Annotated in this window: 23 protein-coding genes; 13 read left to right on the top strand and 10 right to left on the bottom strand. The window is 66.5% G+C overall.

The genetic code is table 11. The features are described from left to right. Positions 1 to 43: 43 nt before the first annotated feature. Genes JQ639_RS05030 through JQ639_RS05045 form a run of 4 tightly spaced genes read right to left on the bottom strand, consistent with a single transcriptional unit; the run spans position 44 to position 5063 of the window. Positions 44 to 2416, bottom strand: coding sequence for a PHP domain-containing protein (locus JQ639_RS05030; RefSeq protein ID WP_211969122.1), 2373 nt, complete (start codon positions 2414 to 2416; stop codon positions 44 to 46). A 28-nt stretch (positions 2417 to 2444) separates the two neighbouring features. Further along, positions 2445 to 3194: an ABC transporter permease gene (locus JQ639_RS05035; RefSeq protein ID WP_211969121.1), complete on the bottom strand. Its 750-nt coding sequence runs from the start codon at positions 3192 to 3194 to the stop codon at positions 2445 to 2447. Between the two features lie 7 nt (positions 3195 to 3201). Beyond that, positions 3202 to 4200 carry an ABC transporter substrate-binding protein gene (locus tag JQ639_RS05040; RefSeq protein ID WP_211969120.1) on the bottom strand — a complete coding sequence of 333 codons (999 nt, stop codon included), beginning with the start codon at positions 4198 to 4200 and terminating at the stop codon, positions 3202 to 3204. Further along, positions 4197 to 5063 carry an ABC transporter ATP-binding protein gene (locus tag JQ639_RS05045; RefSeq protein WP_502748155.1) on the bottom strand — a complete coding sequence of 289 codons (867 nt, stop codon included), beginning with the start codon at positions 5061 to 5063 and terminating at the stop codon, positions 4197 to 4199. Before JQ639_RS05045 ends, JQ639_RS05040 begins: the two co-directional genes overlap by 4 nt. A 92-nt stretch (positions 5064 to 5155) precedes the next feature. On the opposite strand from JQ639_RS05045, the gene JQ639_RS05050 reads away from it, so the two are divergent. Then, positions 5156 to 5890, top strand: coding sequence for a GntR family transcriptional regulator (locus JQ639_RS05050; RefSeq protein ID WP_211969118.1), 735 nt, complete (start codon positions 5156 to 5158; stop codon positions 5888 to 5890). Between the two features lie 393 nt (positions 5891 to 6283). Here the strand turns inward: JQ639_RS05050 and JQ639_RS05055 are convergent, their stop codons facing one another. Continuing rightward, on the bottom strand, positions 6284 to 7408 hold the full coding sequence (locus JQ639_RS05055) for an acyl-CoA dehydrogenase family protein (protein ID WP_249123531.1): 1125 nt from the start codon (positions 7406 to 7408) through the stop codon (positions 6284 to 6286). On the opposite strand from JQ639_RS05055, the gene JQ639_RS35215 reads away from it, so the two are divergent. The 8 genes from JQ639_RS35215 (at position 7338) to epsC (ending at position 14469) form a co-directional block, all read left to right on the top strand. Continuing rightward, on the top strand, positions 7338 to 7703 hold the full coding sequence (locus JQ639_RS35215; RefSeq protein ID WP_249123567.1) for a hypothetical protein: 366 nt from the start codon (positions 7338 to 7340) through the stop codon (positions 7701 to 7703). The two genes, JQ639_RS05055 and JQ639_RS35215, sit on opposite strands and share 71 nt — an antisense overlap. 193 nt (positions 7704 to 7896) lie before the next feature. Continuing rightward, complete coding sequence (locus JQ639_RS05065; RefSeq protein ID WP_211969115.1) at positions 7897 to 8685, top strand: MetQ/NlpA family ABC transporter substrate-binding protein; 789 nt, start codon at positions 7897 to 7899, stop codon at positions 8683 to 8685. Between the two features lie 278 nt (positions 8686 to 8963). After that, positions 8964 to 9533 (top strand): carboxymuconolactone decarboxylase family protein, encoded by a 570-nt coding sequence (locus tag JQ639_RS05070; protein ID WP_211969114.1) that lies wholly within the window; start codon positions 8964 to 8966, stop codon positions 9531 to 9533. 16 nt (positions 9534 to 9549) lie between these two features. Continuing rightward, positions 9550 to 10641, top strand: coding sequence for an acyl-CoA dehydrogenase family protein (locus JQ639_RS05075; RefSeq protein WP_211969113.1), 1092 nt, complete (start codon positions 9550 to 9552; stop codon positions 10639 to 10641). Next, entirely contained in the window at positions 10638 to 11405 is a 768-nt protein-coding gene (locus JQ639_RS05080; RefSeq protein ID WP_211969112.1) for an ABC transporter ATP-binding protein, read from the top strand. Before JQ639_RS05075 ends, JQ639_RS05080 begins: the two co-directional genes overlap by 4 nt. Before the next feature lie 15 nt (positions 11406 to 11420). Beyond that, complete coding sequence (locus JQ639_RS05085; RefSeq protein WP_349644727.1) at positions 11421 to 12608, top strand: ABC transporter substrate-binding protein; 1188 nt, start codon at positions 11421 to 11423, stop codon at positions 12606 to 12608. After that, positions 12605 to 13447: an ABC transporter permease gene (locus JQ639_RS35220; RefSeq protein WP_211969111.1), complete on the top strand. Its 843-nt coding sequence runs from the start codon at positions 12605 to 12607 to the stop codon at positions 13445 to 13447. Before JQ639_RS05085 ends, JQ639_RS35220 begins: the two co-directional genes overlap by 4 nt. Positions 13448 to 13512: 65 nt before the next feature. Beyond that, the gene (epsC, locus tag JQ639_RS05095) at positions 13513 to 14469 is read left to right on the top strand and encodes a serine O-acetyltransferase EpsC (RefSeq protein WP_211969110.1); all 957 of its coding nucleotides are present in this window, start codon (positions 13513 to 13515) and stop codon (positions 14467 to 14469) included. Positions 14470 to 14493: 24 nt separating this feature from the next. Here epsC and JQ639_RS05100 read toward each other — a convergent pair whose 3' ends face one another. After that, positions 14494 to 15015, bottom strand: coding sequence for an OsmC family protein (locus tag JQ639_RS05100; RefSeq protein WP_211969109.1), 522 nt, complete (start codon positions 15013 to 15015; stop codon positions 14494 to 14496). A 293-nt stretch (positions 15016 to 15308) separates the two neighbouring features. Further along, positions 15309 to 15950 carry a TetR/AcrR family transcriptional regulator gene (locus tag JQ639_RS05105; protein WP_211969108.1) on the bottom strand — a complete coding sequence of 214 codons (642 nt, stop codon included), beginning with the start codon at positions 15948 to 15950 and terminating at the stop codon, positions 15309 to 15311. Positions 15951 to 16146: 196 nt separating this feature from the next. Here JQ639_RS05105 and JQ639_RS05110 point away from each other — a divergent pair, with 196 nt between their 5' ends. From JQ639_RS05110 to JQ639_RS05120, 3 genes are read left to right on the top strand one after another with little or no spacing between them, the layout of a single operon-like run. After that, a complete protein-coding gene (locus JQ639_RS05110; protein ID WP_211969107.1) occupies positions 16147 to 16656 on the top strand; it encodes a (2Fe-2S)-binding protein in 510 nt (169 codons plus the stop codon). Then, complete coding sequence (locus JQ639_RS05115; protein ID WP_211969106.1) at positions 16653 to 17711, top strand: FAD binding domain-containing protein; 1059 nt, start codon at positions 16653 to 16655, stop codon at positions 17709 to 17711. The genes JQ639_RS05110 and JQ639_RS05115 overlap by 4 nt, the downstream gene beginning before the upstream one ends. Continuing rightward, on the top strand, positions 17701 to 19965 hold the full coding sequence (locus JQ639_RS05120) for a xanthine dehydrogenase family protein molybdopterin-binding subunit (RefSeq protein WP_211969105.1): 2265 nt from the start codon (positions 17701 to 17703) through the stop codon (positions 19963 to 19965). The genes JQ639_RS05115 and JQ639_RS05120 overlap by 11 nt, the downstream gene beginning before the upstream one ends. 73 nt (positions 19966 to 20038) lie before the next feature. Here the strand turns inward: JQ639_RS05120 and serA are convergent, their stop codons facing one another. Beyond that, on the bottom strand, positions 20039 to 21307 hold the full coding sequence (gene serA, locus JQ639_RS05125; protein WP_349644726.1) for a phosphoglycerate dehydrogenase: 1269 nt from the start codon (positions 21305 to 21307) through the stop codon (positions 20039 to 20041). Positions 21308 to 21631: 324 nt separating this feature from the next. Here serA and JQ639_RS05130 point away from each other — a divergent pair, with 324 nt between their 5' ends. Then, positions 21632 to 21880 carry a hypothetical protein gene (locus tag JQ639_RS05130; RefSeq protein WP_211969104.1) on the top strand — a complete coding sequence of 83 codons (249 nt, stop codon included), beginning with the start codon at positions 21632 to 21634 and terminating at the stop codon, positions 21878 to 21880. A gap of 104 nt (positions 21881 to 21984) precedes the next feature. Here JQ639_RS05130 and JQ639_RS05135 read toward each other — a convergent pair whose 3' ends face one another. Together JQ639_RS05135 and JQ639_RS05140 are read right to left on the bottom strand one after the other, a co-directional pair. After that, on the bottom strand, positions 21985 to 23460 hold the full coding sequence (locus JQ639_RS05135; RefSeq protein WP_349644725.1) for a nucleobase:cation symporter-2 family protein: 1476 nt from the start codon (positions 23458 to 23460) through the stop codon (positions 21985 to 21987). A 213-nt stretch (positions 23461 to 23673) separates the two neighbouring features. Then, complete coding sequence (locus tag JQ639_RS05140) at positions 23674 to 25038, bottom strand: 8-oxoguanine deaminase (protein WP_211969103.1); 1365 nt, start codon at positions 25036 to 25038, stop codon at positions 23674 to 23676. Positions 25039 to 25046 lie beyond the last annotated feature (8 nt).

A 25046-nucleotide genomic window follows, 5' to 3' on the forward strand; every position in this document is an offset into this window, starting at 1 on the left:
CCGGCATCGTGCTGACGCGAACGCGTCAGCCCGATGCGAGCCGTCAAACGGCCGGCGTCAGGAAAATCGGCGACGTCCAGACCCGCGACTGATCGCGCTGGCGCGCGGTGACAAACAGCGGATGCTCGCGCCCGGACGCGAGATCGAGCGCCCCGAGATCGATCTCGCCAGCGACGTCGCGCGGCAGCGGACCGTCCGCGATACGCTCTACCACCACCTCGAGTTCGACCCCGCTCAACGCGAGCGAGCGGCTGCCTGCGACCAGCTGGCTTCCCGACACCGCCAGTTCGAAACGTGGGGCGTGCACATGTGGCGGCGGCCGCAACGGATCGCCGACCTTCACATAGCCCGCGATGGTGCCGCTCACCGCGATCTCGACCCCATCGAGTGACGACAAGGTCAGCTCGATCGCATCGCTATCGCCATGGGTCGCTGTGCTGAAGCCGACCGTCGTGGCGTCCTGGCGCCAAGCGCGCTGCTCGGGATGATCGAAGCCGACCCCGCGCACGTCGAGGATCGCCGCGCCGATCACCGAGATTTCGCCGGTCCAGCAGGCCGCGCGATAGCGATCCTTGATGCGCGCGCCCGACAGGCGCACACGTACGTTGCGTGGCGACAGGCCGGCCTCCACGGCAAGGTCGCGCCGCCAGATCTCCCTGTCGCCATCGAACAACCGCACCGCCTCCCACCCCTGATCGCCGAGCAGACGATAGGTCAGCGGCGTGCGCAGATCCGATGTCGCGACCTCACCCATCCAGGCATGGCCGAGCCGAAGGCTTGCGAAGCTGCGCTCGCCGGTAGTTGCGAAGGTGCGTCGTGCGCGGAGGGCGCGGCCGACGCTGGCGCGATCGAGCCGTTCGGCGAGCACGCCTGTCAAGCCGCCACGCGAGCCGAACACCGCCGTCGCAGGCGCGCCGCCGCCACAGCGCCCCTGGTGTTCGTCGCCCGCCGCGGAGGCACCAACGCGATAACCGCGCGCGAGCGCATCAGTGTAGAACCAGTGGAACTGGCCCCAGGACGAGCCGATCTCGACCAGACGCTCCAGCTCCGGATGATGCCAGTCGAGAATGCAGCGCCGCCCGCCGACATGCGGAATCAGAAGATGGCTTTCCGGATCGTCGGCATAGGCCGCGTAGAGCTCGTCGACCGGCCATACCCCGGGCCGGATCGTGCCGTTCGTGGTCTCGTTCCACTCGAACGACCGTACGGAGCGGCCTTCGGAATCGAATGGAAAGCGCGGCTTGCCCTCGCCGATGAACACGACGTTGCGGTCGCCGCCGGCCGCTGAGTTACCGCACCATTCCGTGCCAGGAAAGCAGACGAAGCGGCCGGGCTGGTTCAGCCCGGCGATGATCTCCACCGCCTGCTCCCAGTGCGCCTGACGAATGTTGAAGTCGTTGACGGTGTAGCCGACGACGTCGAGCGCGGCAACGTCGCGGCCGTAGGCGAGATTGTACAGCGTATCGTTGGTGCCCACCGTGTCGTGAGAATGGACATGAAGATCTGCATAGAGCGGGCGCTGTCCCTCCGCGAGCGGCTCGACCTGGACGAAGCCAAGTGCGACATCCGCAACGCCATCGACCTTCGCCTCCAGCCGCCACTCGCCGGCTTGTGCAAGTTCGATCTGTGCGGCACGGGCGACACTCCAGCCGGTTGATGCAAACACCAGCGGCACGGTCCGCGCCGCGCCCTCCGGCCCCGTCAGACGCAGTTCACCGGCGGGCGCCAGTTCGCGGCAGGTATTGCCCCAGAGATCGTCGAGGCGCACCACGACGTCGAATGGCGCCGCCGGCGCGACCAGACGCGGCGCCAGCAGCGAGGGCGCGACCGGCGTACCCGGCGCGATGTCGATGACGCAGTCACCGGGAACCTCGGCGAATTTCGAGCTGCCGAGCGGATCGATGAACAGACGGAAGCGGAAATCCGTCTCGACGAAGCTCTGCACTCGCGTGCCGCCACCGCCCTGCCGGCGGTCGCCGAGCCGGATCACGATGCGATCGCCGGGGTTGAGATAGCCATCGACGATGTCGATGATCACCGCCTTCTGGAAGGGCCGTTCATGTCCCTTCTGGTCGAAACGCACCTTCAGCGCCTGCACGGTGGACGGACTCTGCCCCGGCAGCACGGGGCCGGCGTGATATTCGGCGGAGACGTAGTTGGCGCCCGCGGGATCGGTGGTCTGGAACAGGGCCCAGTCCGAGTAGAACTTGAAGGCCAGCTTCAGCCAGGCACCATCGGCAAGGCCGACCGCGCCGACCTCGTAGACCAGCTCGAGCTCGGCCCACTCCCCGGCGACAAGCCGCGAGCGGTTGCAACTGACGCGCCCCAGAAACGGCAGCGCCTTGTTCTGCTCATAGAGGCCTTTTGGCGCGACGAAGGCGCCAGCCCGGGCGCGCGGATCAGTCGGTGTGGTCATGAGATGCTCGCTCGATGCAAGATGAAGATCAGGTGGCCCGCCAAGCCTGGTAATGATGTTCGATCCGGCGGAAGACGAGGCTCTCGGCCAGCCATGCGATCAGACCGATCAGCGCGATGCCCAGCAGCACCTGACTGGCATTGCCGACCTGGCCGCCCATGGCCACCATCCAGCCGATGCCCTGCGAAGCGCCGATCATTTCCGCCGCGACCAGCGCCCGCCACGCCTGGCTGAAGCCGATGCGCAACGCCGCAGTGACGAACGGCAAGGACGCAGGAAGATAGATATGCCGCAACAGCTGCAGACGATTGGCGCCGAGAGTGCGCGCTGCGCGTACCTGGCCGCCGACAATGCCGACCACCCCCTCCTGGATGGTCAGGGCCATCGGGAACACCGCGGCAATGAAGATCACCACCGCAATCGCAAGATAGCCGAGGCCGAAGAAGATCAGGCAAAGGGGAGCCCAGGCGATAGGCGGAATCGCCATGAACAGGCCGACCAGCGGCGTCACGAAACTACGGAAGCGCGGCGACAGCCCCGCGGCCGTGCCGATGGCAAGCGCCACAATCACCGCCGCACTGAAGCCGCCGGCCTCGCGCAACAGGCTCGCCCACACCTGACGACCGAGATCGCCGCGCCCGATCCAGTGCAACGCTTCGCGCGCGACTTCCCACGGCTGGGGAAGCACGTAAGGCGGCACCCGGCTCGCAGCAATGACCCAGACCAGCAGCAGCGCCGGCAAAGACGCCCAGCTCCAGGATGGTTTCGGCAACGCCATCGCGCGGTCAGTTCTGCTCGACGGCGCGCTTCCACGGACCATCGTCGACGATCTCCTCGACCTTGAGCAGACGAGCGAGAAAGCCGAGGTCACGGGAGTAGTCCATCAAACGCTGGATGAAGGCGCGATCCGAGAGGGTCAATTCATCCGACCAGCCCAACCGCTTGCGCGCCTCCGCGACCACCGCTTCGGGGGCCAGCGTGCGGCCGTCCGGCGCCGTCACGGCTTCGAGCTTGAATTCGCGGGCGATGATCGCATCGGCCTCGGCCGCATGATCGCGCAGGAAGGCGATGGCGCGGCGATGCGCGCGCAGCAACTTGACGAGATCCTCGGGACGATCCTTCAGCGTCTTCGCCGGCGCCATCACCACGTACCAGGGATAGCCGGGAATGGCGGCATTGACGTCGAACACGACACGACCGGCGCCGCGCAGCACCGACTGGCTGACGAACGGCTCCCACGAAAACACCGCGTCCACCGTTCCGGTGTCGAGCGCCGCGTTCATGTTGCCGACCGGCAGTTGCGACAGCGACAGATCGGCATCGGGATCGAGCTTCGCGGCGTCTTTGAGGACATAGCCACGCAGCAGCACATCCATGCCGCTGCCCCGCGCAACACCGGCGAGCCGCCGGCCGCGCAGATCCTGCAGGCTCCTGATCGGCCCATTGGCGGCCTGCGCGACGAGCGCCGCCTGGCCATAGTTCACCTTGGCGAGGATGCGGCTGTCGAGCCCACGCGAGAACCACTGGTAGACCGGCGGCGCGCCGATGTAGCCGACATCAAGCTCCCCGCTGGCCATCGCCTGCTGGATGACCGGGCCATCGCCGAAAGGCTTGAGCTCGACGGCCAGTCCCTCCGCAGCAAAGAAACCCTTGCGCTCGGCGATCAGCGCCGGCGCGTTGGCCATTGCCGCGACCCAGCCGATCCGCAGCGGCTCGGCCGCGTCGGCGCCCGACCATCCCAGCGCCGCGAGTACGGCGAGCCCCGATACCAAACGTCCGATCATTGCACAGGTCCATTGTCCGAGACGAGCGACGGTTTCGATCGCGCCGTCATGACGGCGGCGATCCGCCGCAACAGCAATTCATTGAGTTCTGCAAACCGCGGCATTGCACGCGTGCGCAGCCGGTCACGTGGCCGCGGCAGATCGATGACGACCTCACAATCGATCCCGTGGGGCGGCAGGCCGAGCACCACGACACGGTCGGCCAGGAAGATCGCTTCCTCGACATCATGGGTGATGAACAGAATGGTCTGTCCGAGCTGTGCCCACAGCCGCAGCAACTCTTCGTTCATGGTGCCCCGGGTGATTGCGTCGAGCGCCGCGAACGGCTCGTCCATCAGCAGGACGCCAGGCTCGAGCACGAGCGCACGTGCCAACGCCACGCGCTGCTGCATGCCGCCCGACAGCCTGTTCGGCAGTTCGTTTTCGGCATCCGCAAGTCCGACCAGCGCGAGCGCGCGACGGGCCCGGTCCCGCTGCGCATCCGGTGTCAATTCCCCCGCCATGCGCAAGCCGAACCGGACGTTCTCCAACACGCTCAGCCACGGAAACAGGCTCGGCGCCTGGAACACATAGCCGAGTTCCGGCATTTCCGGGGTCACCGCTCGGCCGCCGATGGTAACCGCTCCGGCGTCCGGCGCGAGAAAACCGGACAACAGATTGAGCAGGGTCGACTTGCCGCAGCCCGACGGCCCGAGCAGCGCCACGAATTCGCCGGGACGCGCTTGGAGCGACAGACCGCGGAAGATGTCGCGTCCTGGCTGATAGGCAAAGTCGACGCGGCTGGCGGCGAACGCAGCGCCGCGCGCGGAGCGGGTCGGCACGGCGTCGGAAATCCTGGTGCGAGAAGCAAGCATATAATACATTATGATACAGGTTGACGTGGCCGCAACCTGCACGCCGACGCGCACAGCAAAACGAAAGATCCGCCCCTCCCCGGCGGTACAACGAGGACAAAATGCCTCTCGTGAGAGAAAATGCGACTGCTCTCTACCAGCAGATCGCCGACCGGCTCCGCCACGAGATCGCCAGCGGCCACTTCGAGCCCTCGGGACGACTGCCGTCGGAGGCCGAGATCGGCGCGCGCTTCGACGTCAGCCGCGTCACCGTACGCCTCGCGCTCGACGCCCTCGACAGGGACGGCCTGATCGATCGCCGCAAGGGCAAAGGGACCTTCGTCGCCGGCAAGGAGGTGCGCCATGAACTCAATGTGCTGCGCAGCTTTCATGAGACGCTGCGTCGCCAGGGCTTTGCAGCGACCATGCGCATCACGGCGCTCCGCATGGTCGCAACGCCTGCGTCGCTGAAGCCGCTGTTCGGCGCACGGCGAACGCAATGCCTGCTGCTGCAGCGGCTGCACCTGATCGACGACGAACCGATCGCGCTCGGCCGCAGCCATCTGCCGGTGGATCTCGCCGGCCTCAGCCGCACCGATATCGAGCGCCGGCCGACCTATGCCGTGATCGCCGACCTCGCCGGCACGCCGGTCGTTCAGGCCAGAATGGAGCTCGGCGCACAGGTCGCCGGCAAGGACCTTGCGAGCACCCTGCAGACCATCCCCGGCGCCGCGCTGCTGACGATGGAGCGCACATCCTATTTTCGTGACGGCGGCTGCGCCGAGCACTCGACATTCTTCGTCCGCCCCGAACGCTACAAGTTCGTGCTCAATGGCATCTTCAGCGAGACCGCCTGACGCGCCACGCCTCGCGGGGACACCGGGTCGACCGGAGAAGAATCGCGCTGCCGCAGCCCGGCTTCACATCTCAGGCGTTACAGGAACAAGGCTTCCGACCACAGCGATCGTTTCATTTTTGTGGCGATCTTGACCGTGCGCTGCCGCAATGGTCCCCTTCGAGCAACCGGCTGCGTCTCCCGAAGGATCTCATGCAAGACAAGCCCGGCAGGCGAAAGGTTGACGGCCATGCAGCGCTTCAGTGTCTGGCTTCGTGACCACCAGTTGCATCTCCCCGCGATGATCTGCCTTGTCGCAGGACATGCGGCCTTCCTCACGACATTCGTCTGGCTGTTCCAATAGGACCAGCGGCGGGAAGGACATGCTCCGACGCGCTGCGCCTGCCGATCATGCTCACGTGTAGAGGGCATCCGGCGTGATACGGCCGTTGAGCACGAAGTTGCCAACCTCGCGTGCCTTGTAGACCACCGGATCGTGCAGCGAGTGAGTCCGGATGTTGCGCCAGAAGCGATCGAAGCCATAGCGCGCCGACGTCGCCCGCGCGCCCATCAGTTCGAAGATTCGCGACGTGATTTCGAGCGCCACACGCGTGCTGTTTACTTTCGCGGCATAGACCGTCGCCGCGGCGGCGGTTCGTTCCTGCGACGTGAGACCGTCGCCGCGGTGAATCGCGGCTTCGATATCCGCCGCCGCCACATCCGCCAGCGCGAGGGCTGCCCGCAACTCTGCGTGGAGCTCGCCATATTGCGCAAGGATGTAAGGATCCTCGCTGGCGGCCGCGACGCCCGATGTCTGCCAGGGCTTGGCCGTCCCATGAATGTAGGCGGCTGCCTCCTGGAGGGCCCCTTCAGCCGTTCCGAGATAGAAATTGACGAACAGCAGCTGATGGATCGGCACCACCAGCGTGGTCAATGCCGGTAGCGCCGTCACCGCCGGCGCCGGCAGCGGCCCCAGTATATGATCGCGCTCGATCCGAACGCGGTCGAACGAAACGCTGCCGCTTTCCGTCAGGCGCTGCCCGAACGCGTCCCAGTCGTTGCCATGGCTGATGCCGACACTGTCGCCGGGCACCGCGAGCAGGACCACGTCATCGCCGAGGCCAGCCCGCAGCGTGATGCGGTCGGCCAGCGAGGCGTTGGAGGCGAACGTCTTGCGGCCACTGAGGCGGAAGCCATCGCCGTCCGGTGTCAGTGGCGGCAGTGGATCACGCGGATTGGATGCCCCGCCCCAGAACCACTGACCGGCGACCGAGGCGCGGATCAGGCGCTCGGCCTGGTCCGGCGTGGCACGCCAGAAGGCGCTGTGCGACAGCAGATAATGATAGCTGAGGATCTGGGCGATCGAGGCGTCCGCCCGCGCGATGATCCTCACAACTGCGAAGGCATCGCCGAATGACGCGCCGCCGCCGCCCCATTCCTCCGGATTGAGCAGCGTGAGGAGGCCGGCCTTGCGCAACCACGCCACTTCGTCGTGCGGCGCCTGCGCGCGCCGCTCCCGCTCGACCGCGGTCGATCGCAGATGCGCTGCAACCTCATCGGCGGCGGCACGCCAGCTCGCCGCGGCCGGCGACGTGATGGAAGCGACTGGCGAAGACGAGGTCAGCGGCATGACGAATCCCGAAGGTTGCGCAAAAGATCGGCTGCACGTCGGCTTGAAACGCTGGAACGCATTCCACGACGTATGGAGCACCATCGATGCCATGATTTTCGGAGAAGCCGTTTTTGAATTTCAACGGGATCGCAGCACGTCCTGTCGATCCGACAGCGCCGGACGACGGATTGCTTTCGATCACGACAAGGACGACCGGACATAACCGGCTCCGTGGACCACTGGCTCGCACGTCCAGACAAAACCACGCGGAGAACCGACGACATGTCCATTCCAGAATGACGACCACGGCGATCATCCCATTCCACGATCACCGCCAAATACAAAATTGACCGGACGTGCGGTGCACTCCTAGCTTCATCAAAAGATCGTTCCACTGTTCGAGGAAAATTCCACCGATGATACGAAAGCTTCTGTCCGCTGCGACCGTGATCCTTGGCTTCGCCGTCGCGCAGGCCCAGGCCGACACCGGCAAGCTCATCCGCATCGGGGTGACCGCCGGCCCCTACGCGGACATCCTTCGCTATGCCGGCACGCTCGCCGCCAAGGAAGGCATCGAGCTGCGGATCACGGAATTCACCGACTACACCCAGCCGAACGCCGCGCTTGCGCAGGACGACCTCGACATCAACAACTTCCAGCACCAACCCTATCTCGACAACCAGGTCGCTCAGCGCGGCTACGACATCGTCTCGATCGCCAAGAGCATCATCGTGCCGATCGGCCTCTATTCAAGCAAGGTGACGCGCCTCGACCAGATTCGCGACGGCGCCAGCGCCGCGATCCCCAACGATCCGTCGAATGGCGCACGCGCCCTGCAGCTGTTCGAGAAGGCGGGGCTGATCAAGCTCAAGCCGGGCACGGGCATCAAGGCGACTGTCGCCGACATCGCCGAAAATCCCAGGCATTTGAAGATTGTCGAACTCGATGCGGCACAACTGCCGCGCTCGCTCGCGGATCTCGATTTCTCGGCGGTCAATCTCAACTATGCCCTCAATGCCGGCCTCGATCCGAAGAAGGCATTGCTGCTCGAAAGCGCCGACAGCAACTGGAACCTGGTATTTGCGGTGCGTGCCAAGAACAAGGACAATCCGCTGCTCAAGCGCTTTGTGGAGATCTACCGCTCGCCCGAGGTGAAGGCCTACACCGAGAAGCAGTTCAACGGCACCATTCTGACCACCTGGTAGAGCGAACGCTTTCGCCAGCAGTACGTCTCCCGAGACTGCCGGATCGCCGAGGGCGATCCGGTTCTCATTTGCGCTGTCGGGTTCGGAAGAAAACCCTGCCGATCGCGAACGGCGGAGCATGCCGCCTCCGCGCTCTCACCGCACGGCGGAATAATTTCATCTTTTTCCAGCGCAGCTACCCACCTCGCACGCAGTTTGGCTAAATCCCGTCACATGCCAACCTTCGGCGTACCGCTCGATGACAGCGGCCAGCCGATTTGCTTTCGCCGGAGATTCCGATGTCCCGCTTGCCGCTTCGCACCATCGATGACGCCCCGGAGGCTGCCCGCGCCGGGCTGCGGACCGCGCTCGCCAACAATGGCTACCTGCCCAACCTCGTTCGTTTGCTGGCCAATGCGCCAGCCGCCCTCGAAGCCTACCAGACCGTATCCGCAATCAACGCGCGTGCCGGCCTCAGTCTCGCTGAACGCGAAGCTGTGCAGATCACGGCCGCGGCGACCCATGGCTGCGGCTTCTGTGTCGCTGGACATACCGCCATCGCCACCAAGAAGGTCGGTCTTTCCAGCGATGCGATCGACGCCCTGCGCACCCAGGCAGCCGGACCGGACGCGCGACTGAATGCGGTCGCCGACTTCACCCATGCCGTGATCCGGGGCCGCGGGGCCGTCGGCGACGATGAGCTGCAGGCATTCCAGGCCGCGGGCTTCAGCGACGCCAATGCGCTCGAAGTCGTGCTCGGTGTCAGTCTCGCGACGTTGTGCAATTTCGCCAACAACCTCGGCCAGCCGGCCCTGAATCCCGAGCTGGAAGCCTACCGCTGGCCATCCGCCGTCGCGGCGGCCGAATAGGCGCGCGGCGCACGTCATGTCAGTCACGCTCCCCTCCGACCTGTCAGGCTGGCTCGAGGCCGAGGCGTCGCGGCTCGACACCACCGACGCTGACGCGGGCGTGCTGCCACGGCTGGCACAGGCCGGGCTGTTCAGGATCGGCGTTCCCGCCGCCCTCGGCGGCTCGAACGGTGATGTCAGAGGCGCTGTCGAAGCCATCGCGGCGGTGTCGCGGCTGTCGCTGGCTGCCGGCTTCGTGTTCTGGGGACATCGAACCTTCATCGAATACCTGCTGCAGAGTCCGAACGCCGCGCTGCGCGACAGGCTGCTTCCGGATCTGCTCGCAGGCCGGAGAGCTGGCGCGACCGGGCTGTCCAATGCCATGAAATTCCTGTCGGGCCTCGAGCCGTTGCAGGTGCGGTCGCGCCGAGCCGAGCATGGCTTGCGCATCGACGGCAAGCTGCCTTGGGTCACCAATCTGCAACCGGCAGGATTCGATGTCGCCGCGGCCATCGATGGCGACGGCCACCAGCCCGCCTTCGTCGCCAGCCTCGCTTCCGAAGACGAAGGTCTCGCACGCTCGCCTGACCTCGATCTCATGGCCATGCGTGCAACCAGCACGGCGGCCATAGACATCGATGACGTGCGGATCGGGACGGACCGCATCCTGCATCCCAACGCGAGCGTGTGGCTGCCGAAGGTCCGGCCGGCGTTCCTGGGCCTGCAATGCGCCATGGCGATCGGCCTTGCCGAGCGCGCGCTCCTGGAGGTCCGCGCACGCCTCGCCGGCGGCCGGGACATCCTGGCCGCACCGGCGGACGCGCTGGCGAACGACCTCGAACGTGCCACCGCCGAGCTGCTTGCCGGCCTTCCGGGCGACCTGTTCGTCGAGCGCCCCGCCGAGTTGTTCCGGATCCGGATCCGCCTTGCCGAAATCGCCAACGACGCGGTGCAGCTCGAACTTTCCGCGACAGGTGGGAAGGCCTACCTCTGCGCCCCCGGCGCAGGCTTCCAGCGTCGCCTGCGCGAAGTTGCATTCATCCCGATCATCACACCGAGCCTGGTCCAGCTCAAAACCGCGCTCAACACCCATGAGCGGCGACCAGTCGCGGCCGGATCAACCGCATGACCGCTCCCCTCCTCACGGCCAGCGCCCTCGAACTGCGATACCCCGGGCGCGAACAGGCGGTGCTGCAGAGCTTCGACTTCGCCCTGTCTGCAGGCGAGACCGTGAGCATTCTCGGCCCCAGCGGTGTCGGAAAGTCGAGCCTTCTGCGCGTGCTCGCCGGGTTGCAGTCGCCGTCCAGCGGTTCTGTCGCACTGGCTGGAACGCCACTCCGCGGCGTTCACCCGCGGATGGCCGTCGCCTTCCAGGATCCCAGTCTGCTGCCCTGGCTGACACTGGAGCGTAACGTCGCGTTCGGCCTCGACTTCAAGCACCAGCCACGGCTGTCGCCGCAGGCCCGTCGCGCCCGCATCGACGCGGCGATCGAAGAAGTCGGCCTTGCCGCCGCGCGTCAACATTTCCCGGATCAATTGTCGGGCGGCATGGCGCAGCGCACGGCGTTGGCGCGCTGTCTTGCGCGCAAGCCGGACATTCTTCTGCTCGACGAACCGTTCGGCGCTCTCGATGAGATCACGCGTACCGAAATGCAGCAGCTTCTGCTCAAGGTGGTGCGCGACTTCCGTACGGCGGCGATCCTGATCACCCACGACATCGATGAAGCGCTGCTGGTATCGGACCGCATCGTCCTGCTCGGCGGAACGCCGGCCTCCCGGATCGGAGAGTGGACGATCACCCTGCCCAAACCGCGTGACGACGATGTGGCCGCGCTCGGCGCCATCCGCATCGACATTCTCAGTACCCTGCGCGCCGCCATGCGCCGCCACTGACCGGAGAACCCGCCCGTGCCTTTCGACGACGTTTCACGCCGCGACATGATGAAGCTGTCCGCCCTGTTCACCGCGTCGGGCGCACTGCCATTGCTGCGCGCCTATGAGAGCCGTGCTCAGGAGGGCGACGCACCGGTCCGGATCGGTTATCTTCCGATCACCGACGCCACACCGTTGCTGGTCGCGCACGGCAAGGGCTTCTTCGACGCGGAAGGCCTCAAGGCGGACAAGCCCGTGCTGCTGCGCAGCTGGGCCCAGGTGCTGGAAGCGTTCATCTCCGGTCAGGTCAACGTCGTCCATCTGCTGTCGCCGATGACCGTATGGGCGCGCTTCGGCAGCAAGGCGCCGGCCAAGGTCGTCGCATGGAATCATACCGGTGGCTCCGGTCTCAGTGTCGCGCCACAGATCGAGACTGTGAAGGATCTCGGCGGCCGGAGCGTCGCCATCCCGTTCTGGTATTCGATCCACAATGTCGTGCTGCAGACCCTGCTGCGAGAGAACGGCCTCGTTCCAGTGTCCAAGCGGACCGGATCGCCTGCGGCGAACGAAGTCAATCTGATCGTGATGGCGCCGGCCGATATGGTGCCCGCCCTGGCGTCCGGACAGATCGCCGGATTTATCGTCGCGGAGCCCTTCAACGCGACCGCAGAGACCCTGGGCGTCGGCAAGATCCTGCGCTTCACCGGCGATGTCTGGAAGGATCACGCCTGCTGCGTCGTGTTCATGCATGAGCGCGACCTGCAGGAGCGTCCCGTCTGGTCGCAGAAGGTCGTCAACGCCATGGTCAAGGCGCAGCTCTGGACCCGCGAGAACCGCGCCGAGACCGCCGCGCTGCTGTCCAAGGACGGCGTCAACAAATACACGCCGCATGCGACCGCCGTGCTGGAAAAGGTGCTGGCGCCGCCCGACAGCGACAATGTCGCCTACCTGAAATCCGGAGCGATCCGCAATCCGGACTGGCGGGAGCGGCGCATCGATTTCCAGCCCTACCCGTACCCGAGCTATACGGAGGAACTCGTGCGGCGCCTCAAGGACACGCTGATCGAGGGCGAACATGGCTTTCTCGCCAACCTTGACCCGGCCGCAGCCGCTCGCGAACTCGTCGATGACCGGTTCGTCAAGGCGGCCGTCACCGCATCGGGGGGCATGGCCGCATTCGGCTTGCCGGAATCGTTCACCCGCTCGGAGCTCGTCGTCGCGTGACAGCGAGCTGGTCTGCCGACGGAGCTCCGATCGTCACGAACCGCCGGTCCGATGGATCGGACACCGGCGCGATCGTCGCACACCTGCGCGCATCTCTCGGCAGAGGCGCGCTGGGCCTGACGGGCCTCGGCCTGCTCCTCCTGGCGTGGTGGCTGGGCACCGATGTCCTCGCTCCCGCCGGCTTCATCCAGCGTTTCTCGCCGTCCAGTACCTTCCATAGTCTCGGGCTGCTGGCGACCCAGTCGGACCTGCCGGTTCATTTGCTGGTCAGCCTTCGCCGCATCGCCGTCGGCCTTGCTCTGGCGCTCGTGATCGGCGTGCCGCTCGGCCTCGCCGTCGGGCGCTCCGGATGGTTGAACGCAGCGACCTCGCCTGCCTTCCAGTTCCTGCGCATGATTTCGCCGCTGTCGTGGATGCCCCTTGCGGTGATGGTCTTCGGCGTCGGCGACCGGCCGATCTACTTCCTGCTCACCTTTGCCGCCGTCTGGCCGATTCTGCTGAATACGGCCGAGGGCGTGCGACGTCTGGAGCCGAGCTGGCTGCGCCTCGCGGCCAGCCTGTCAGCGACACGATGGGAGACGCTGCGGCACGTGATCGTTCCCGGCATCCTCGGCTACATCCTGACGGGACTGCGGCTGTCCATCGGGATCGTCTGGATCGTGCTGGTGCCCTGCGAGATGCTCGGGGTTTCCGCCGGGCTCGGCTACTTCATTCTCGATACCCGCGATCGCCTCGCCTATCCGGAACTGATGGCGATGGTGCTGATCATCGGGTTTCTGGGCTTCCTGCTCGATGGCGGAGCAAGGCTGCTCTATCGCTCGGTGGCACGCGGGCATTGAGCACGCCTGTTCCTTGACAGCCCGTTGTCACGAATGGCTGGATTGATGATCTGAAGGGGGATCACATGGCAAGCGACGCGTTGCGGATAAGCGACAGTGACGACATCGACGAGCGCACGCGCCCTGGACCGCGCTGGCGCCTCGACACCATCGTCGCCGAACTGCGCCGGTCGCGGGACGAACTGCACAACATCCGAAACGACGACCCGGCTCGCCGTGCCCCCTCCCGGGAGGCGCTCGGCAAGGTGCTCGACGGCCTGATCGAGGCGCTGTTTCCACGCCATTACGGCCAGTCCGATGTCGATCGCGAGACCATCGACTATTTCGTCGGCAATACGCTGAACGTCGCTCTCAACGGCCTGCTCGAGCAGGTTCATCGCGGCGCGATCTTCGTGTCGCGCGAAGACGCATCAGAGCAACATCGCGAGGATGCGACAGCGCTGGTTCGCGCCTTCGCCTCGCGCCTGCCGGAAATCCGCGGCCTGCTCGTCAGCGACCTGCGCGCGGCGTTCAGCGGCGATCCGGCGGCGACCAATTTTCCGGAGATCCTGATCGGATATCCCGGCATGACCGCGATCATCCATCACCGTCTCGCCCATGTGCTGCATCAGCTCGGCGCGCGTCTTGTCGCCCGCCTGGTCGCCGAGATCGCCCATGCCCGCACCGGCATCGACATCCATCCTGGCGCAACCATCGGGCCGAGCTTCTTCATCGATCATGGTACCGGGGTGGTGATCGGCGAGACCACGATCATCGGCGAACGCGTCCGCATCTACCAGGCCGTCACCCTCGGCGCACGGCACTTCCCGAAGGATGGCACTGGCAGCCTGGTCAAGGGTGGCGCGCGCCACCCCATCGTCGAGGACGATGTCGTGATCTATGCCGGCGCCACCATCCTCGGCCGTGTCGTGGTCGGGCGCGGCTCGACGATCGGCGGCAACGTCTGGCTGACCGACAACGTGCCGCCGGGCAGCTTCGTCAGCCAGGCCAGCGCGCGCAGCAAGAGCAACGACGCCGGCTGAACACCGTCCTGCGCCGCCAGCCGCTCACGCGGCAGCGCTCACCGCTCCCTTGTGAAGCGCGAGTTCCACCGGCGTCGGGTTGCGCAGGATGTCCAGCACCGGACAATGACGATCGACGACCTCCTTCAGGCGGGCGAGATCGGCGTCCGACGCCGGGCTGTCGAGAACCACGTCAGCACGGATCGCCTGAAAGCCTGGACGCACGCTGTCATCGACATTGAAAAACCCGCGCAGATCGATCGCGCCGGCCAGCTTGACCGAGACGCCGTTCAGCGGAATGCCGAGGGCATCGGCATAGAGCCGATAGGTGATCTCCTGACACGCGCCGAGGGCCGCGAGAACATACTCGACCGGATTGGGCGCAGTGTCCTGACCGCCGAGGCCCGCGGGCTCGTCGACGCCCACCGTGAACTGACGGACCGTCACGGCGCTATCGAGGCCGTGCCCCTGGCGGCTCTGCGCCTCGAACGTGGCCTGCGCCTGCGCGGGATCCGCACCGAGCGCCGTCTGCGTTCCCGTAAACACGTCCTTGAACCTGAAGCTCATCGTTGTCTCCCCGTCAGCCCGGTGGGCATACCGTGCGTGATCGTGCGGCGGCGCCCATGGTGAGATCAACCAGCCGCAACAAAAAACGATATCCGGTATGCCATCCGCCACATGCCCGGCAAATCCGTGCCCTGCTGCGCAGCATCGCAGGGCGAATGTGCTGCGGCTTGCCATCTCCAGGACAGCGCCCTTGAGCAATCGACCGTGCATGTCGCTAAGTGGCGACGCAGCGGTGGATGCGGCATTCGTCAATCGGACTACAGCAGGGTGATACGAATGTCACAACCGCGGCATTAACGTGCGCGCTTCCCCGGCGCCTTGCCGCCGGCCGGACTGCTTTCGCCCGACGTGCCCGGCCGCACCCGCAGGCCATCGATGAAGACATCGAGCAGACGCAGCACGCTCGCCTGCCAGCCGGGCTGATCGTGCAGGTAGCACATGCCGATCAGCGCGCGCAGCAGATCCTCAGGACCGACGTCGGCGCGGATTTCTCCGGCCTCGACCGCACGGGTGAGCAGCGCGCCGACCGCCCTGGTCAGCCGCTCGAACGAAAAGGCGACAAGATCCGACGACGACCCATGCGCCGCGAGTGCCAGCGCCGCCGCCATGCCCTTCTTGGTGGCGACGAACGCGACATTGGAGTGCAGCCACTGTCGCAGCGCCTCGACCGGCGAGTCCGCATTCTTCAGCGCGTCTGCGAGTTCGCCGAGCTGGTCGACCTCGCGCCGGTACACTGCCTCGTAGAGCGCCTCGCGGGTTGGAAAGTGGCGATAGAGCGTCCCGATCCCGACGCCGGCCCGACGCGCCACCGCCTCGAGGCTGGCGTCCGCGCCGCCCGCGCTGAACACAGCCTTGGCAGCTTCGAGCACACGCTCGCGATTGCGGAGCGCATCGGCGCGCGGCTTGCGAGAGCCCTCTGCGGACCGGCCTGTCATTTCATCACTGGCCTTCTTTCCGACCTCACTTGAAAAACGGAGGAAGCCTCCGTATACTACACCACATCATCGGCTACGCCCACCGCTCGATCGAGAACGCGGTCCGCGCACGATGAACGATCTGCAGCCCGACGCGTTGCCGGGCAGCGACGACTCCTGACGATTCTGCTGACCATAGCATCGATCGGAACACCGTATGAACATGTTGATCCGCCTCACCGTCAACGGTGAGCGGCGTGATGTCGCGCTGGACGACCCGCGCGTGACGCTGCTCGACCTCCTGCGCGAACGTCTCGACCTCACCGGCACCAAGAAAGGATGCGACCGCGGCCAGTGCGGCGCCTGCACCGTGCTGGTCGACGGCCGCCGTATCAACTCCTGCCTCACCCTCGCCGCCAGCCTCGACGGTGCCGACATCCTCACCATCGAAGGTGTCGCCCATGGCGACACGCTGCATCCGGTGCAAGCCGCCTTCATCGCCCATGACGGCTTCCAGTGCGGCTTCTGCACCCCCGGCCAGATTATGAGCGCCATCGGCTTGATCCGCGAAGCGCAGACCGGCGACGATCCCGAGCGCATTCGCGAAGCCATGAGCGGCAATCTCTGTCGCTGCGGCGCCTATGCCGGCATCACTGAAGCCGTGATCGAAGCGCAGCGCGCCCTCGCCCGCACCGAAACGACGACCAGCGAGGAGCGCGCGGCATGAACGAATTCGAATATGTTCGTCCGGCATCGATCGCCGAAGCTGTCGCGGCGGCCGGGGAACCCGGCGCCGCCTACCTTGCCGGGGGCACCAACCTGCTCGACCTGATGAAGGGCCGCATCACGCAGCCGACACGCCTCGTCGACATTTCGCGCCTGCCCGAATTGAATCGTATCGAGCATCACGCCGACGGCAGCGTGCGGATCGGCGCCCTGGTGCGCAATGCGGATCTCGCGCACGATCGCGATTTCGCCAAAGATTATCCTGCTGTCGCCGAAGCGCTGCTGTCCGGCGCCTCCGCCCAGCTGCGCAACGCCGCCACCGTCGGCGGCAACCTGCTGCAGCGGACACGCTGCGCCTACTTCTACGACGCCGACAGCGCCTGCAACCGGCGCACGCCGGGCGCGGGCTGCGACGCCCGCGGCGGCGACAACCGCCTGCATGCCGTGCTCGGTTGGAGCGAGCACTGCATCGCCACTCACCCATCCGACTTCTGCGTGCCGCTGGTCGCGCTCGACGCCGTCGTCGAAATCGAGGGCCGTGACGGACGACGTGAAATCGCGCTCGAAGCGTTGCACTGTCTGCCCGGCGTGACACCCGAACGAGAGGCCGCCCTCGCGCCCGGCGATCTCGTCGTCGCGCTGCGGCTGCCTGCCACGGCCCGTGCCTTCACCGCACACGAGCGCTACCTCAAGGTGCGCGAGCGCACCTCCTACGCCTTTGCCGTGGTGTCGGCGGCCGCGGCGCTGACCGTCGCCGATGGCAAGATCACGGCGGCGCGGCTGGCGCTCGGTGGCGTCGCAGCCAAACCGTGGCGGGCACGCGAAGCGGAGAGCGCGCTTGCCGGCACAGCGCCATCCCGGGCCGCATACCAGAATGCCGCCGAGGCCGCTCTCGCCGGGGCGACACCGTCCGGCGACAATGCCTTCAAGATCGAGCTGGCGCGGCGCACCCTCGTCCGCGCCCTGAGCCTGGCCGCCGCCGGCACGCCGGATCGTGTGCCTGCGCTGCCTGCCTCGCCGTTCTCCTCGGTTCCCGGAGCCGTTCATGTCCTCTGAGATCAGTCTCACCCGCGACCCCGCCCACCTGCGACAGGGGTCGAACATCGGCCAGCCGCTGACGCGCCGCGACGGCGTGCTCAAGGTGACCGGTCGCGCGCGCTATGCCGCCGACAACCATCCGCCCGGCATGCTCTATGCCGTGCTCGCGACCAGCAGCATCGCCCGCGGGCGCGTCGCGTTTCTCAATGTCGCCGCGGCCAAGGCCCATCCTGGCGTCGTCGAGGTGATGACGCCGGCGAACCGTCCACCGCTGGCGGACGATCCCGACGCCAAGGCCCACCCGTTCATGTTCCGCCTCGATCTGCTGCAGAATGACGGAGTGCGCTATGCGCAGCAGACGATCGCCGTGGTGATCGCGCAGACGCTCGAGGCCGCCACCGAAGGCGCAGCACTGCTCGCGCCGCGTTACGACGTGCTGCCGCCGCGCATCGGTCTCGATGCCGGCGAGCCGTTCGTGCCACCGGCCGTGGGCGTCGGCAATCCCGCGAGTGAGCGGCATGGCGATGTCGAGGCCGCGCTCGGCCATGCCGCGCACCGCGTCGAGGCAACTTATGAGACGCCATTGCAGTACCACAACGCGATGGAACCTCACGCCATCGTCGCCGCGTGGGACGGCGACATCCTGTCCATCGACACCCCGACCCAGGGCCTCGCCATGGCCCAGGGGCGCCTCGCCGGCCTCCTCGGCATGCCGCCGGATCGCATCCACATCCGCAGCCCGTTCCTCGGCGGCGGCTTCGGCTCGAAAGGCCTGATCTCCGGCCCGCAGATCCTCGGCGTGCTGGCCGCAAGGCTTGTCGGACGTCCGGTCAAGCTGGTGCTGCGCCGCGACCAGATGTACGGCCCGGTCGGCCACCGCTCGGCGAGCCGCCAGCGGCTGCGGCTCGGCGTCGCCGCCGACGGCACCTTGACCGCCATCGATCATCACGCGCGCATCGCATCCAGCAGCTTCGACGACTTCTACGAGCCAGCGGCCAACGCCTCGCATTCGCTCTACGCCAGCGCGGCGATCGCGACCTCCCATGATGCCGTGCGCGTCGATACCGGCACGCCGCTGTTCATGCGCGCGCCCGGCGAAGCCACCGGCTCGCTGGCCCTCGAGAGCGCCATCGACGAGGCTGCGCACGCTTGCGGCATGGACCCCCTCGCCTTCCGCTTGCGCAACTATGCCGACATCGAGCCGATGACCGGCAAGCCGTTCTCCTCCAAGGCCCTGCGCGAGTGCTATACGCAGGGAGCAGAGCGCTTCGGCTGGGCACGGCGACCGCTGGCGCCGCGGCAGATGCGCGACGAGGCCGGCTTCCTGGTCGGCTGGGGCATGGGCACGGCGACCTTCCCGGCGCTGATGTTCGCGGCGGAAGCCCGTGCGGTGCTGCGGCGCGACGGCTCGGGCGTGATGGAAACCGGCGCCCATGACATGGGCCAGGGCGCGTGGACCGCCCTCGCCCAGATCGCGGGCGATGCGCTCGGCCTCGATGTCGATGCCGTCACCTTCCAGGCCGGCACCTCGGACCTGCCGGACGCGGGCATCGCCGGCGGCTCCGCACACACCGCCACCGCCGGCATGGCGATCCACAATGCCGGCGCGGCGGTGATCGCCAAGCTGGCGGCGCTCGCCACCACCGACCGTCGCTCGCCGCTGTTCGGCGCCGACAACGCCGGCGTAACGGCGCGCAACGGCCGCCTGTTTCGCCGCGACGACGACGGCCGCAGCGAGAGCTACGGCGACATACTCGCACGTGCGGGCCTTGCCGAAGTCGAGGCGCGCGGCAACGGCGCCGCCGATCCCGCCGCTCAGTCAACCTACGCCATGCATGCCCATGGTGCGGTGTACGCCGAGGTCAAGGTCGATCCCGACCTCGGCCAGATCAGGGTCAGCCGGCTCGTCGGCGCCTTCGCCGCGGGACGGATCATCAACCCGCGCATGGTGCGCAGCCAGTTGCTCGGCGGCATGATCTGGGGCGTGTCGTTCACGCTGCACGAGGAGGCGGTCATGGATCGGCGCAGCGGTCGCACGCTGAACGCCAACCTCGCCGAGTACCATGTGCCGGTGAACGCGGACGTTCCTTCCCTCGACGTCGTGACGGTGGACGAGCACGATCCGCACGTCAACGCACTCGGCATCAAGGGCGTCGGCGAGATCGGGGTCACCGGCAGCGCCGGCGCCGTGGCCAATGCAGTGTGGCACGCGACCGGGGTCCGGCCGCGTCACTTCCCGATCCGGCTCGACCACCTGCTGACGCCGCACTGAACACGGCTGCAGCATTTCCCAAACGCAAAGCGCCGGGGACCTCGCCCCGGCGCTTCTTTTCTCAACCGTGTGATCAGTTCTTGTATTCGTACAGCAACCGCGCGCGGATCGTGCCGTCGAGCGCCCGGATGTCGGCGAGCACCTGCTGGGTGTCGGCTGCGGACGCATCCGCGTCGAGCACTACATAACCAACGTCGCTGTAGGTCTCGTAGTACTGCGCCGCGATATTGACCGAGCGCCGCGCCAGCACATCGTTCAGCCGGCCGAGCATGCCCGGCAGGTTGCGCTGCACCTGGATGAAGCGCGTGCCCTGCGGGCGCGCCGGCAGTTGCACCTGCGGGAAGTTGACCGCGCCCACCGTCGAGCCGGTGTCGCTGTAGTCGATCAGCTTGCGCGCCACCTCGGCGCCGATCCGCTCCTGCGCTTCCTCCGTGGAGCCACCGATGTGCGGGGTGAGGATGACGTTGTCGAGGCCCTGCAGCGGTGTGACGAACCGCTCGCCATTGGCGCCCGGCTCGACCGGAAAGACGTCGACCGCCGCGCCGCGCAAATGACCGTCGCGCAGGGCTTCGGCCAGCGCATCGAGGTCGACCACCGTGCCGCGGCTGTTGTTGATGAAGTAGGCGCCCTTCTTCATCGCCCGGATCTCGTCGCGGCCGATCATCCCCTGGGTCGCCGGGGTCTCCGGCACGTGCAGCGTGACGATGTCGCTCTGCCCCAGCAGGTCCTGCAGACTCGTGCTCGGCTCGGTATTGCCGTGGCGCAGCTTGTCGGTGTGGTCGTAATAGACCACCCGCATGCCCATCGCCTCGGCGAGGTTGGAGAGCTGCGAGCCGATGTTGCCGTAGCCGACGATGCCCAGCGTCTTGCCGCGCACTTCGTGGCTGTTGTTCGCAGACTTGTCCCAGAGCCCGGCATGAGCGCCGTTGGAGCGTCCGATCACCCGGCGCAGCAGCATGACGATCTCGCCGATCACCAGTTCGGCGACGCTGCGGGTGTTGGAGAACGGCGCGTTGAACACGGGGATGCCGTGCTGGCGCGCGGCATTGAGATCGACCTGGTTGGTGCCGACGCTGAAGCAGCCGATCGCGATCAGGCGGTCCGCCGCCTCGAGCACCTCCGGCGTGATCTGGGTGCGCGAGCGGATGCCGAGGAGGTGCACCCCATGCAACGCTTCCTTGAGCGCGGCGCCGTCGAGCGCCTTGGGCAGGCGCGTCACATTGGTGTAGCCCGCGCCGGTAACCAGCTCGACAGCGCTGTCATTGACCCCCTCGAGCAGCAGGACGCGGATCTTGTCCTTGGCGAGCGACAGTTGCGGAGACGGAGACTGGGAGATGGGCACGAGCGCGGCATCCTTCGGCGGTGATGAACGACCAGTCCGGCGCCCCGGCCGGACATCGGGTCGGGATTCGCCCGCATGATCGCGGTTTTCCGGCGCACATATGGCACGCACACACCGCCAATCAATCGCAAAATCGCGAGAACAATATTTTCATCATGCCACTCAACATGGAAAATACCCTTTAATTTTCAATACTATAGGGGAAATTCATTTCAGCTTCACAGGAGCCAAAGCACGAAACCGGCACGAAAATGCCGCGCAGGCCGTTGATCCATCGAACGTTTCAAGGTCAAACTCGCGCGATCTGTTGCAAAGGAGGCGAGCATGAAACGGATCGTTGTTGCTGCTGTGGTGTCGATGCTGACGATGGGCGCTGCGTTCGCCCAGGATACCTCCTGCGAAACGAAGGCGGTCGGCAAGGACGGCAAGGCGCTCGCGGGCGCGGCCAAGACGTCGTTCATGAAGAAGTGCATGGCCGACACCTGCGCCACCAAGGCGGTCAGTTCGGACGGCAAGCCGCTGTCCGGCGCGGCCAAGAACAGCTTCATGAAGAAGTGCGAAAAGGGCGCCTGAGGCGCCCCGATCACGTATCATTCACAGGCGGGGCCGATCAGCCCCGCCTGAATTGTTTGGGAGAAGGGCCAGCGCCCTTCCCGCTGTCCGTTCCGGCGCCGCCGTCAGTGGGCGTGCGCCATCACCGGCACCTCGTTGCCCTTCTGGTCGTAGAGCTTGCCGTTAAGAAAATAGTCGCCGTCATGAAGCACGGCGATATCCTGATAGCGGATGATGCGCTCCGTGCCGGCAACGAACACCGACTGCTGATCCGAATTGCCCACCCGGAGATGATTGAACAGCAGGTTCAGCACGATCGCCATGATCGCCGCAGAGCTGATGCCCGAGTGGAAGATGGTGGCGAACCACGCCGGGAAATGTTCGTAGAACTGCGGCGCGGCGATCGGGATCATGCCGAAGCCGATCGAGGTCGCGACAATGATCAGGTTCATGTTGTTGGTGTAGTCCACCTTGGACAGCGAGCGAATGCCGCTCGCCGCCACCGTGCCGAACAGCACGATGCCGGCGCCGCCGAGCACCGACGGCGGCACCGCGGCGACGACCCGTCCCATCACCGGCAGCACGCCGAGCGTCACCAGAATCAGTCCGCCGGTTGCAACCACGAAGCGGCTGGTCACGCCGGTGACCGCGATCAGGCCGACGTTCTGCGCGAACGCGCTCTGGGTGAACGACCCGAACACCGGCGCGATGGTGCTGGACAGCATGTCGGCGCGCAGGCCGTCGCCGAGACGCCGCGAATCGACCTTGGTGCCGATGATCTCGCCGACAGCCAGAATGTCCGCCGACGTCTCGACCAGCGTCACGATGATGACAATCGCCATCGAGACGATGGCGGCGATGTTGAAGGTCGGCCAGCCAAAGTGAAACAGGCTCGGCAGCGCGATGGATGGACCGGTACCGACCTTCGAGAAGTCGGCCATGCCGAGCGCGAGCGCGATCATCGTGCCGAACACCATGGCAAGCAGGATCGACAGTCGCGAGATCGCGGCACTGCCGAGCTTGCTCAGCAACAGCACGAGGACCAGCGTGATGGCAGCGAGGCCGACATTGGCCATGCTGCCGAAGTCCGGCGCGTTGCTGTTGCCGCCCATCGCCCAGCGGGCGGCGACCGGCATCAGGGTGAGACCGATGGTGGTGATGACGATGCCGGTGACCAGCGGCGGAAAGAAGCGGATGATCCGCGAGAACACCGGCGTGACCAGAAGGCCGGCGAACGACGCAGCCATCACCGCGCCGAGCACGGCCGGCAGACCGCCGCCGTCGCGGCTCGTGACGATAGCGACCATGGTGGCGACACCGGCGAACGACACGCCCTGCACCAGCGGCAGACGGCAACCGAAGAACGGCATGCCCATGGTCTGGAGAATGGTCGCAAGACCACCTGCGAACAGCGAAGCGGTGATCAAAAGGCCAATCTCTGCCGGCGGCAATCCCGCAGCCTGGCCGACGATCAGCGGAACGGCGACGATGCCGCCATACATGGTGAGGACATGCTGAAAGCCGAAAGCCAGATTGGCTCCCGCCCCCAGCCGCACGTCTTCGGGACGCTCCTTGCGAGCGCCATCGGTGATCGATAGCACGACGATTCCTCCATTTATGATTTTATAGGCTGGATGATCGGCGAGACCGCCGCCATCGGGTAGTCCGCCATGCCAGAAAGGACTTCCGTAAAAATTGCGAAAATGAGCGGCGACCTGCTCGCAAAATGACATGCGCGCCGGCATCTGCGCCGTCGCGTTGTTCCGCACAAAAACAACTGGAGATGGAACTCAGCCTGCGGCCGCTGTCGGCGGTCAGGCCGTTTCGCCGTTGATCAACCGACGAGCCAGAGCGTTGTGGCGCTCGACAAGCACCGGCAAATCGATGGTCAGGATGTGCCCGTCGCGCACGATGACGCGGCCATTGATGACGCTGACGGCGACCTGCGCCGGCGCGCAGAACACCAGCGCGGCCAGCGGATCATGGCGCGCACCGGCGAAGCCGAGGGTGCGCAGGTCGAAGGCCACCATGTCGGCGGCCATCCCCGGCGCCAGCGCACCAATATCGTCGCGGTTGAGCACTTCAGCGCCGCCGCGTGTCGCGATCTCCAGCGCCTGCCGCGCCGACATCGCCGCCGGGCCGTGACCGACCCGGGCCAGCAGCATCGCCTGGCGCGCCTCGCCGAGCAGATGGCCGGCATCGTTGGACGCACAGCCGTCGACACCGAGCCCCACCGGCACGCCCTCGCACCGCATGCGCCCGATCGGCGCGATGCCGGAGGCAAGCCGCATGTTGGAGCACGGGCAATGGGCGACCCCGGTGCCGGTGCGCCCGAACAGCCTGATGCCGGCCTCGTCGAGCTTGACGCAATGGGCATGCCAGACATCGCGGCCGACCCAGCCGAGATCCTCGGCATAGTCGGCCGGCGTCATGCCGAACACTTCACGGCTGTAGGCGACGTCGTTGTCATTCTCCGCCAGATGCGTATGCAGCGACACTTTATAACTGCGGGCGAGCTGTGCGGCCTCGCGCATCAGGTCGCGGCTGACCGAGAACGGCGAGCACGGCGCTACCACGACGCGCCGCATCGCATAGCGGCCGCTATCATGGAAGGTCTCGATCAGACGCTGGCTATCCCTGAGGATCGCCGCCTCCTCTTCCACCACCCGGTCCGGCGGCAGGCCGCCCTTGCTCTCGCCGACGCTCATGGAGCCGCGCGCGGCATGGAAGCGCATGCCGATAGCCTCCGCCGCCGCAATGGAATCATCGAGCCGGCAACCGTTCGGATAGATGTAGAGATGATCGCTCGACGTCGTGCAGCCCGACAGGATCAGCTCGGCCATCGCCGTCTGCGTCGAGACATGCACCATCTCCGGCGTCAGGCCGGCCCAGATCGGATAGAGCGCCTTCAGCCAGCCGAACAGCTCAGCGTCCTGTGCCGCCGGCACCGCCCGCGTCAGGCTCTGGTACATGTGATGGTGGGTGTTGACGAGCCCCGGCAACAGCACATGGCCCGCGAGGTCGATCACCTCGTCGGCCACCTGCGGCAGTTCGGCAGAGGCCCCCACCGCGACGATGGCGTTGTCAGCGACATAGACCCCGCCGTCGGCAATCTCGCGACGGGCGTCGTCCATGGTCACCAGCAGGTCGGCGTTCTTGAGGAGCAAAGTCCGGGGCATGGCGCGAT

Source organism: Bradyrhizobium sp. U87765 SZCCT0048 (assembly GCF_018131225.1).
Classification (GTDB): Bacteria; Pseudomonadota; Alphaproteobacteria; order Rhizobiales; family Xanthobacteraceae; genus Bradyrhizobium_A.

Excerpts from the sequence above, each read along its gene's own strand:
- JQ639_RS05030 (WP_211969122.1), bottom strand. The coding sequence starts at position 2,416 with ATGACCACACCGACTGATCCGCGCGCCCGGGCTGGCGCCTTCGTCGCG.
- JQ639_RS05035 (WP_211969121.1), bottom strand. The coding sequence starts at position 3,194 with ATGGCGTTGCCGAAACCATCCTGGAGCTGGGCGTCTTTGCCGGCGCTG.
- JQ639_RS05040 (WP_211969120.1), bottom strand. The coding sequence starts at position 4,200 with ATGATCGGACGTTTGGTATCGGGGCTCGCCGTACTCGCGGCGCTGGGA.
- JQ639_RS05045 (WP_502748155.1), bottom strand. The coding sequence starts at position 5,063 with ATGTATTATATGCTTGCTTCTCGCACCAGGATTTCCGACGCCGTGCCG.
- JQ639_RS05050 (WP_211969118.1), top strand. The coding sequence starts at position 5,156 with ATGCCTCTCGTGAGAGAAAATGCGACTGCTCTCTACCAGCAGATCGCC.
- JQ639_RS05065 (WP_211969115.1), top strand. The coding sequence starts at position 7,897 with ATGATACGAAAGCTTCTGTCCGCTGCGACCGTGATCCTTGGCTTCGCC.
- JQ639_RS05070 (WP_211969114.1), top strand. The coding sequence starts at position 8,964 with ATGTCCCGCTTGCCGCTTCGCACCATCGATGACGCCCCGGAGGCTGCC.
- JQ639_RS05075 (WP_211969113.1), top strand. The coding sequence starts at position 9,550 with ATGTCAGTCACGCTCCCCTCCGACCTGTCAGGCTGGCTCGAGGCCGAG.
- JQ639_RS05080 (WP_211969112.1), top strand. The coding sequence starts at position 10,638 with ATGACCGCTCCCCTCCTCACGGCCAGCGCCCTCGAACTGCGATACCCC.
- epsC (WP_211969110.1), top strand. The coding sequence starts at position 13,513 with ATGGCAAGCGACGCGTTGCGGATAAGCGACAGTGACGACATCGACGAG.
- JQ639_RS05100 (WP_211969109.1), bottom strand. The coding sequence starts at position 15,015 with ATGAGCTTCAGGTTCAAGGACGTGTTTACGGGAACGCAGACGGCGCTC.
- JQ639_RS05105 (WP_211969108.1), bottom strand. The coding sequence starts at position 15,950 with ATGACAGGCCGGTCCGCAGAGGGCTCTCGCAAGCCGCGCGCCGATGCG.
- JQ639_RS05110 (WP_211969107.1), top strand. The coding sequence starts at position 16,147 with ATGAACATGTTGATCCGCCTCACCGTCAACGGTGAGCGGCGTGATGTC.
- JQ639_RS05115 (WP_211969106.1), top strand. The coding sequence starts at position 16,653 with ATGAACGAATTCGAATATGTTCGTCCGGCATCGATCGCCGAAGCTGTC.
- JQ639_RS05120 (WP_211969105.1), top strand. The coding sequence starts at position 17,701 with ATGTCCTCTGAGATCAGTCTCACCCGCGACCCCGCCCACCTGCGACAG.
- JQ639_RS05130 (WP_211969104.1), top strand. The coding sequence starts at position 21,632 with ATGAAACGGATCGTTGTTGCTGCTGTGGTGTCGATGCTGACGATGGGC.
- JQ639_RS05140 (WP_211969103.1), bottom strand. The coding sequence starts at position 25,038 with ATGCCCCGGACTTTGCTCCTCAAGAACGCCGACCTGCTGGTGACCATG.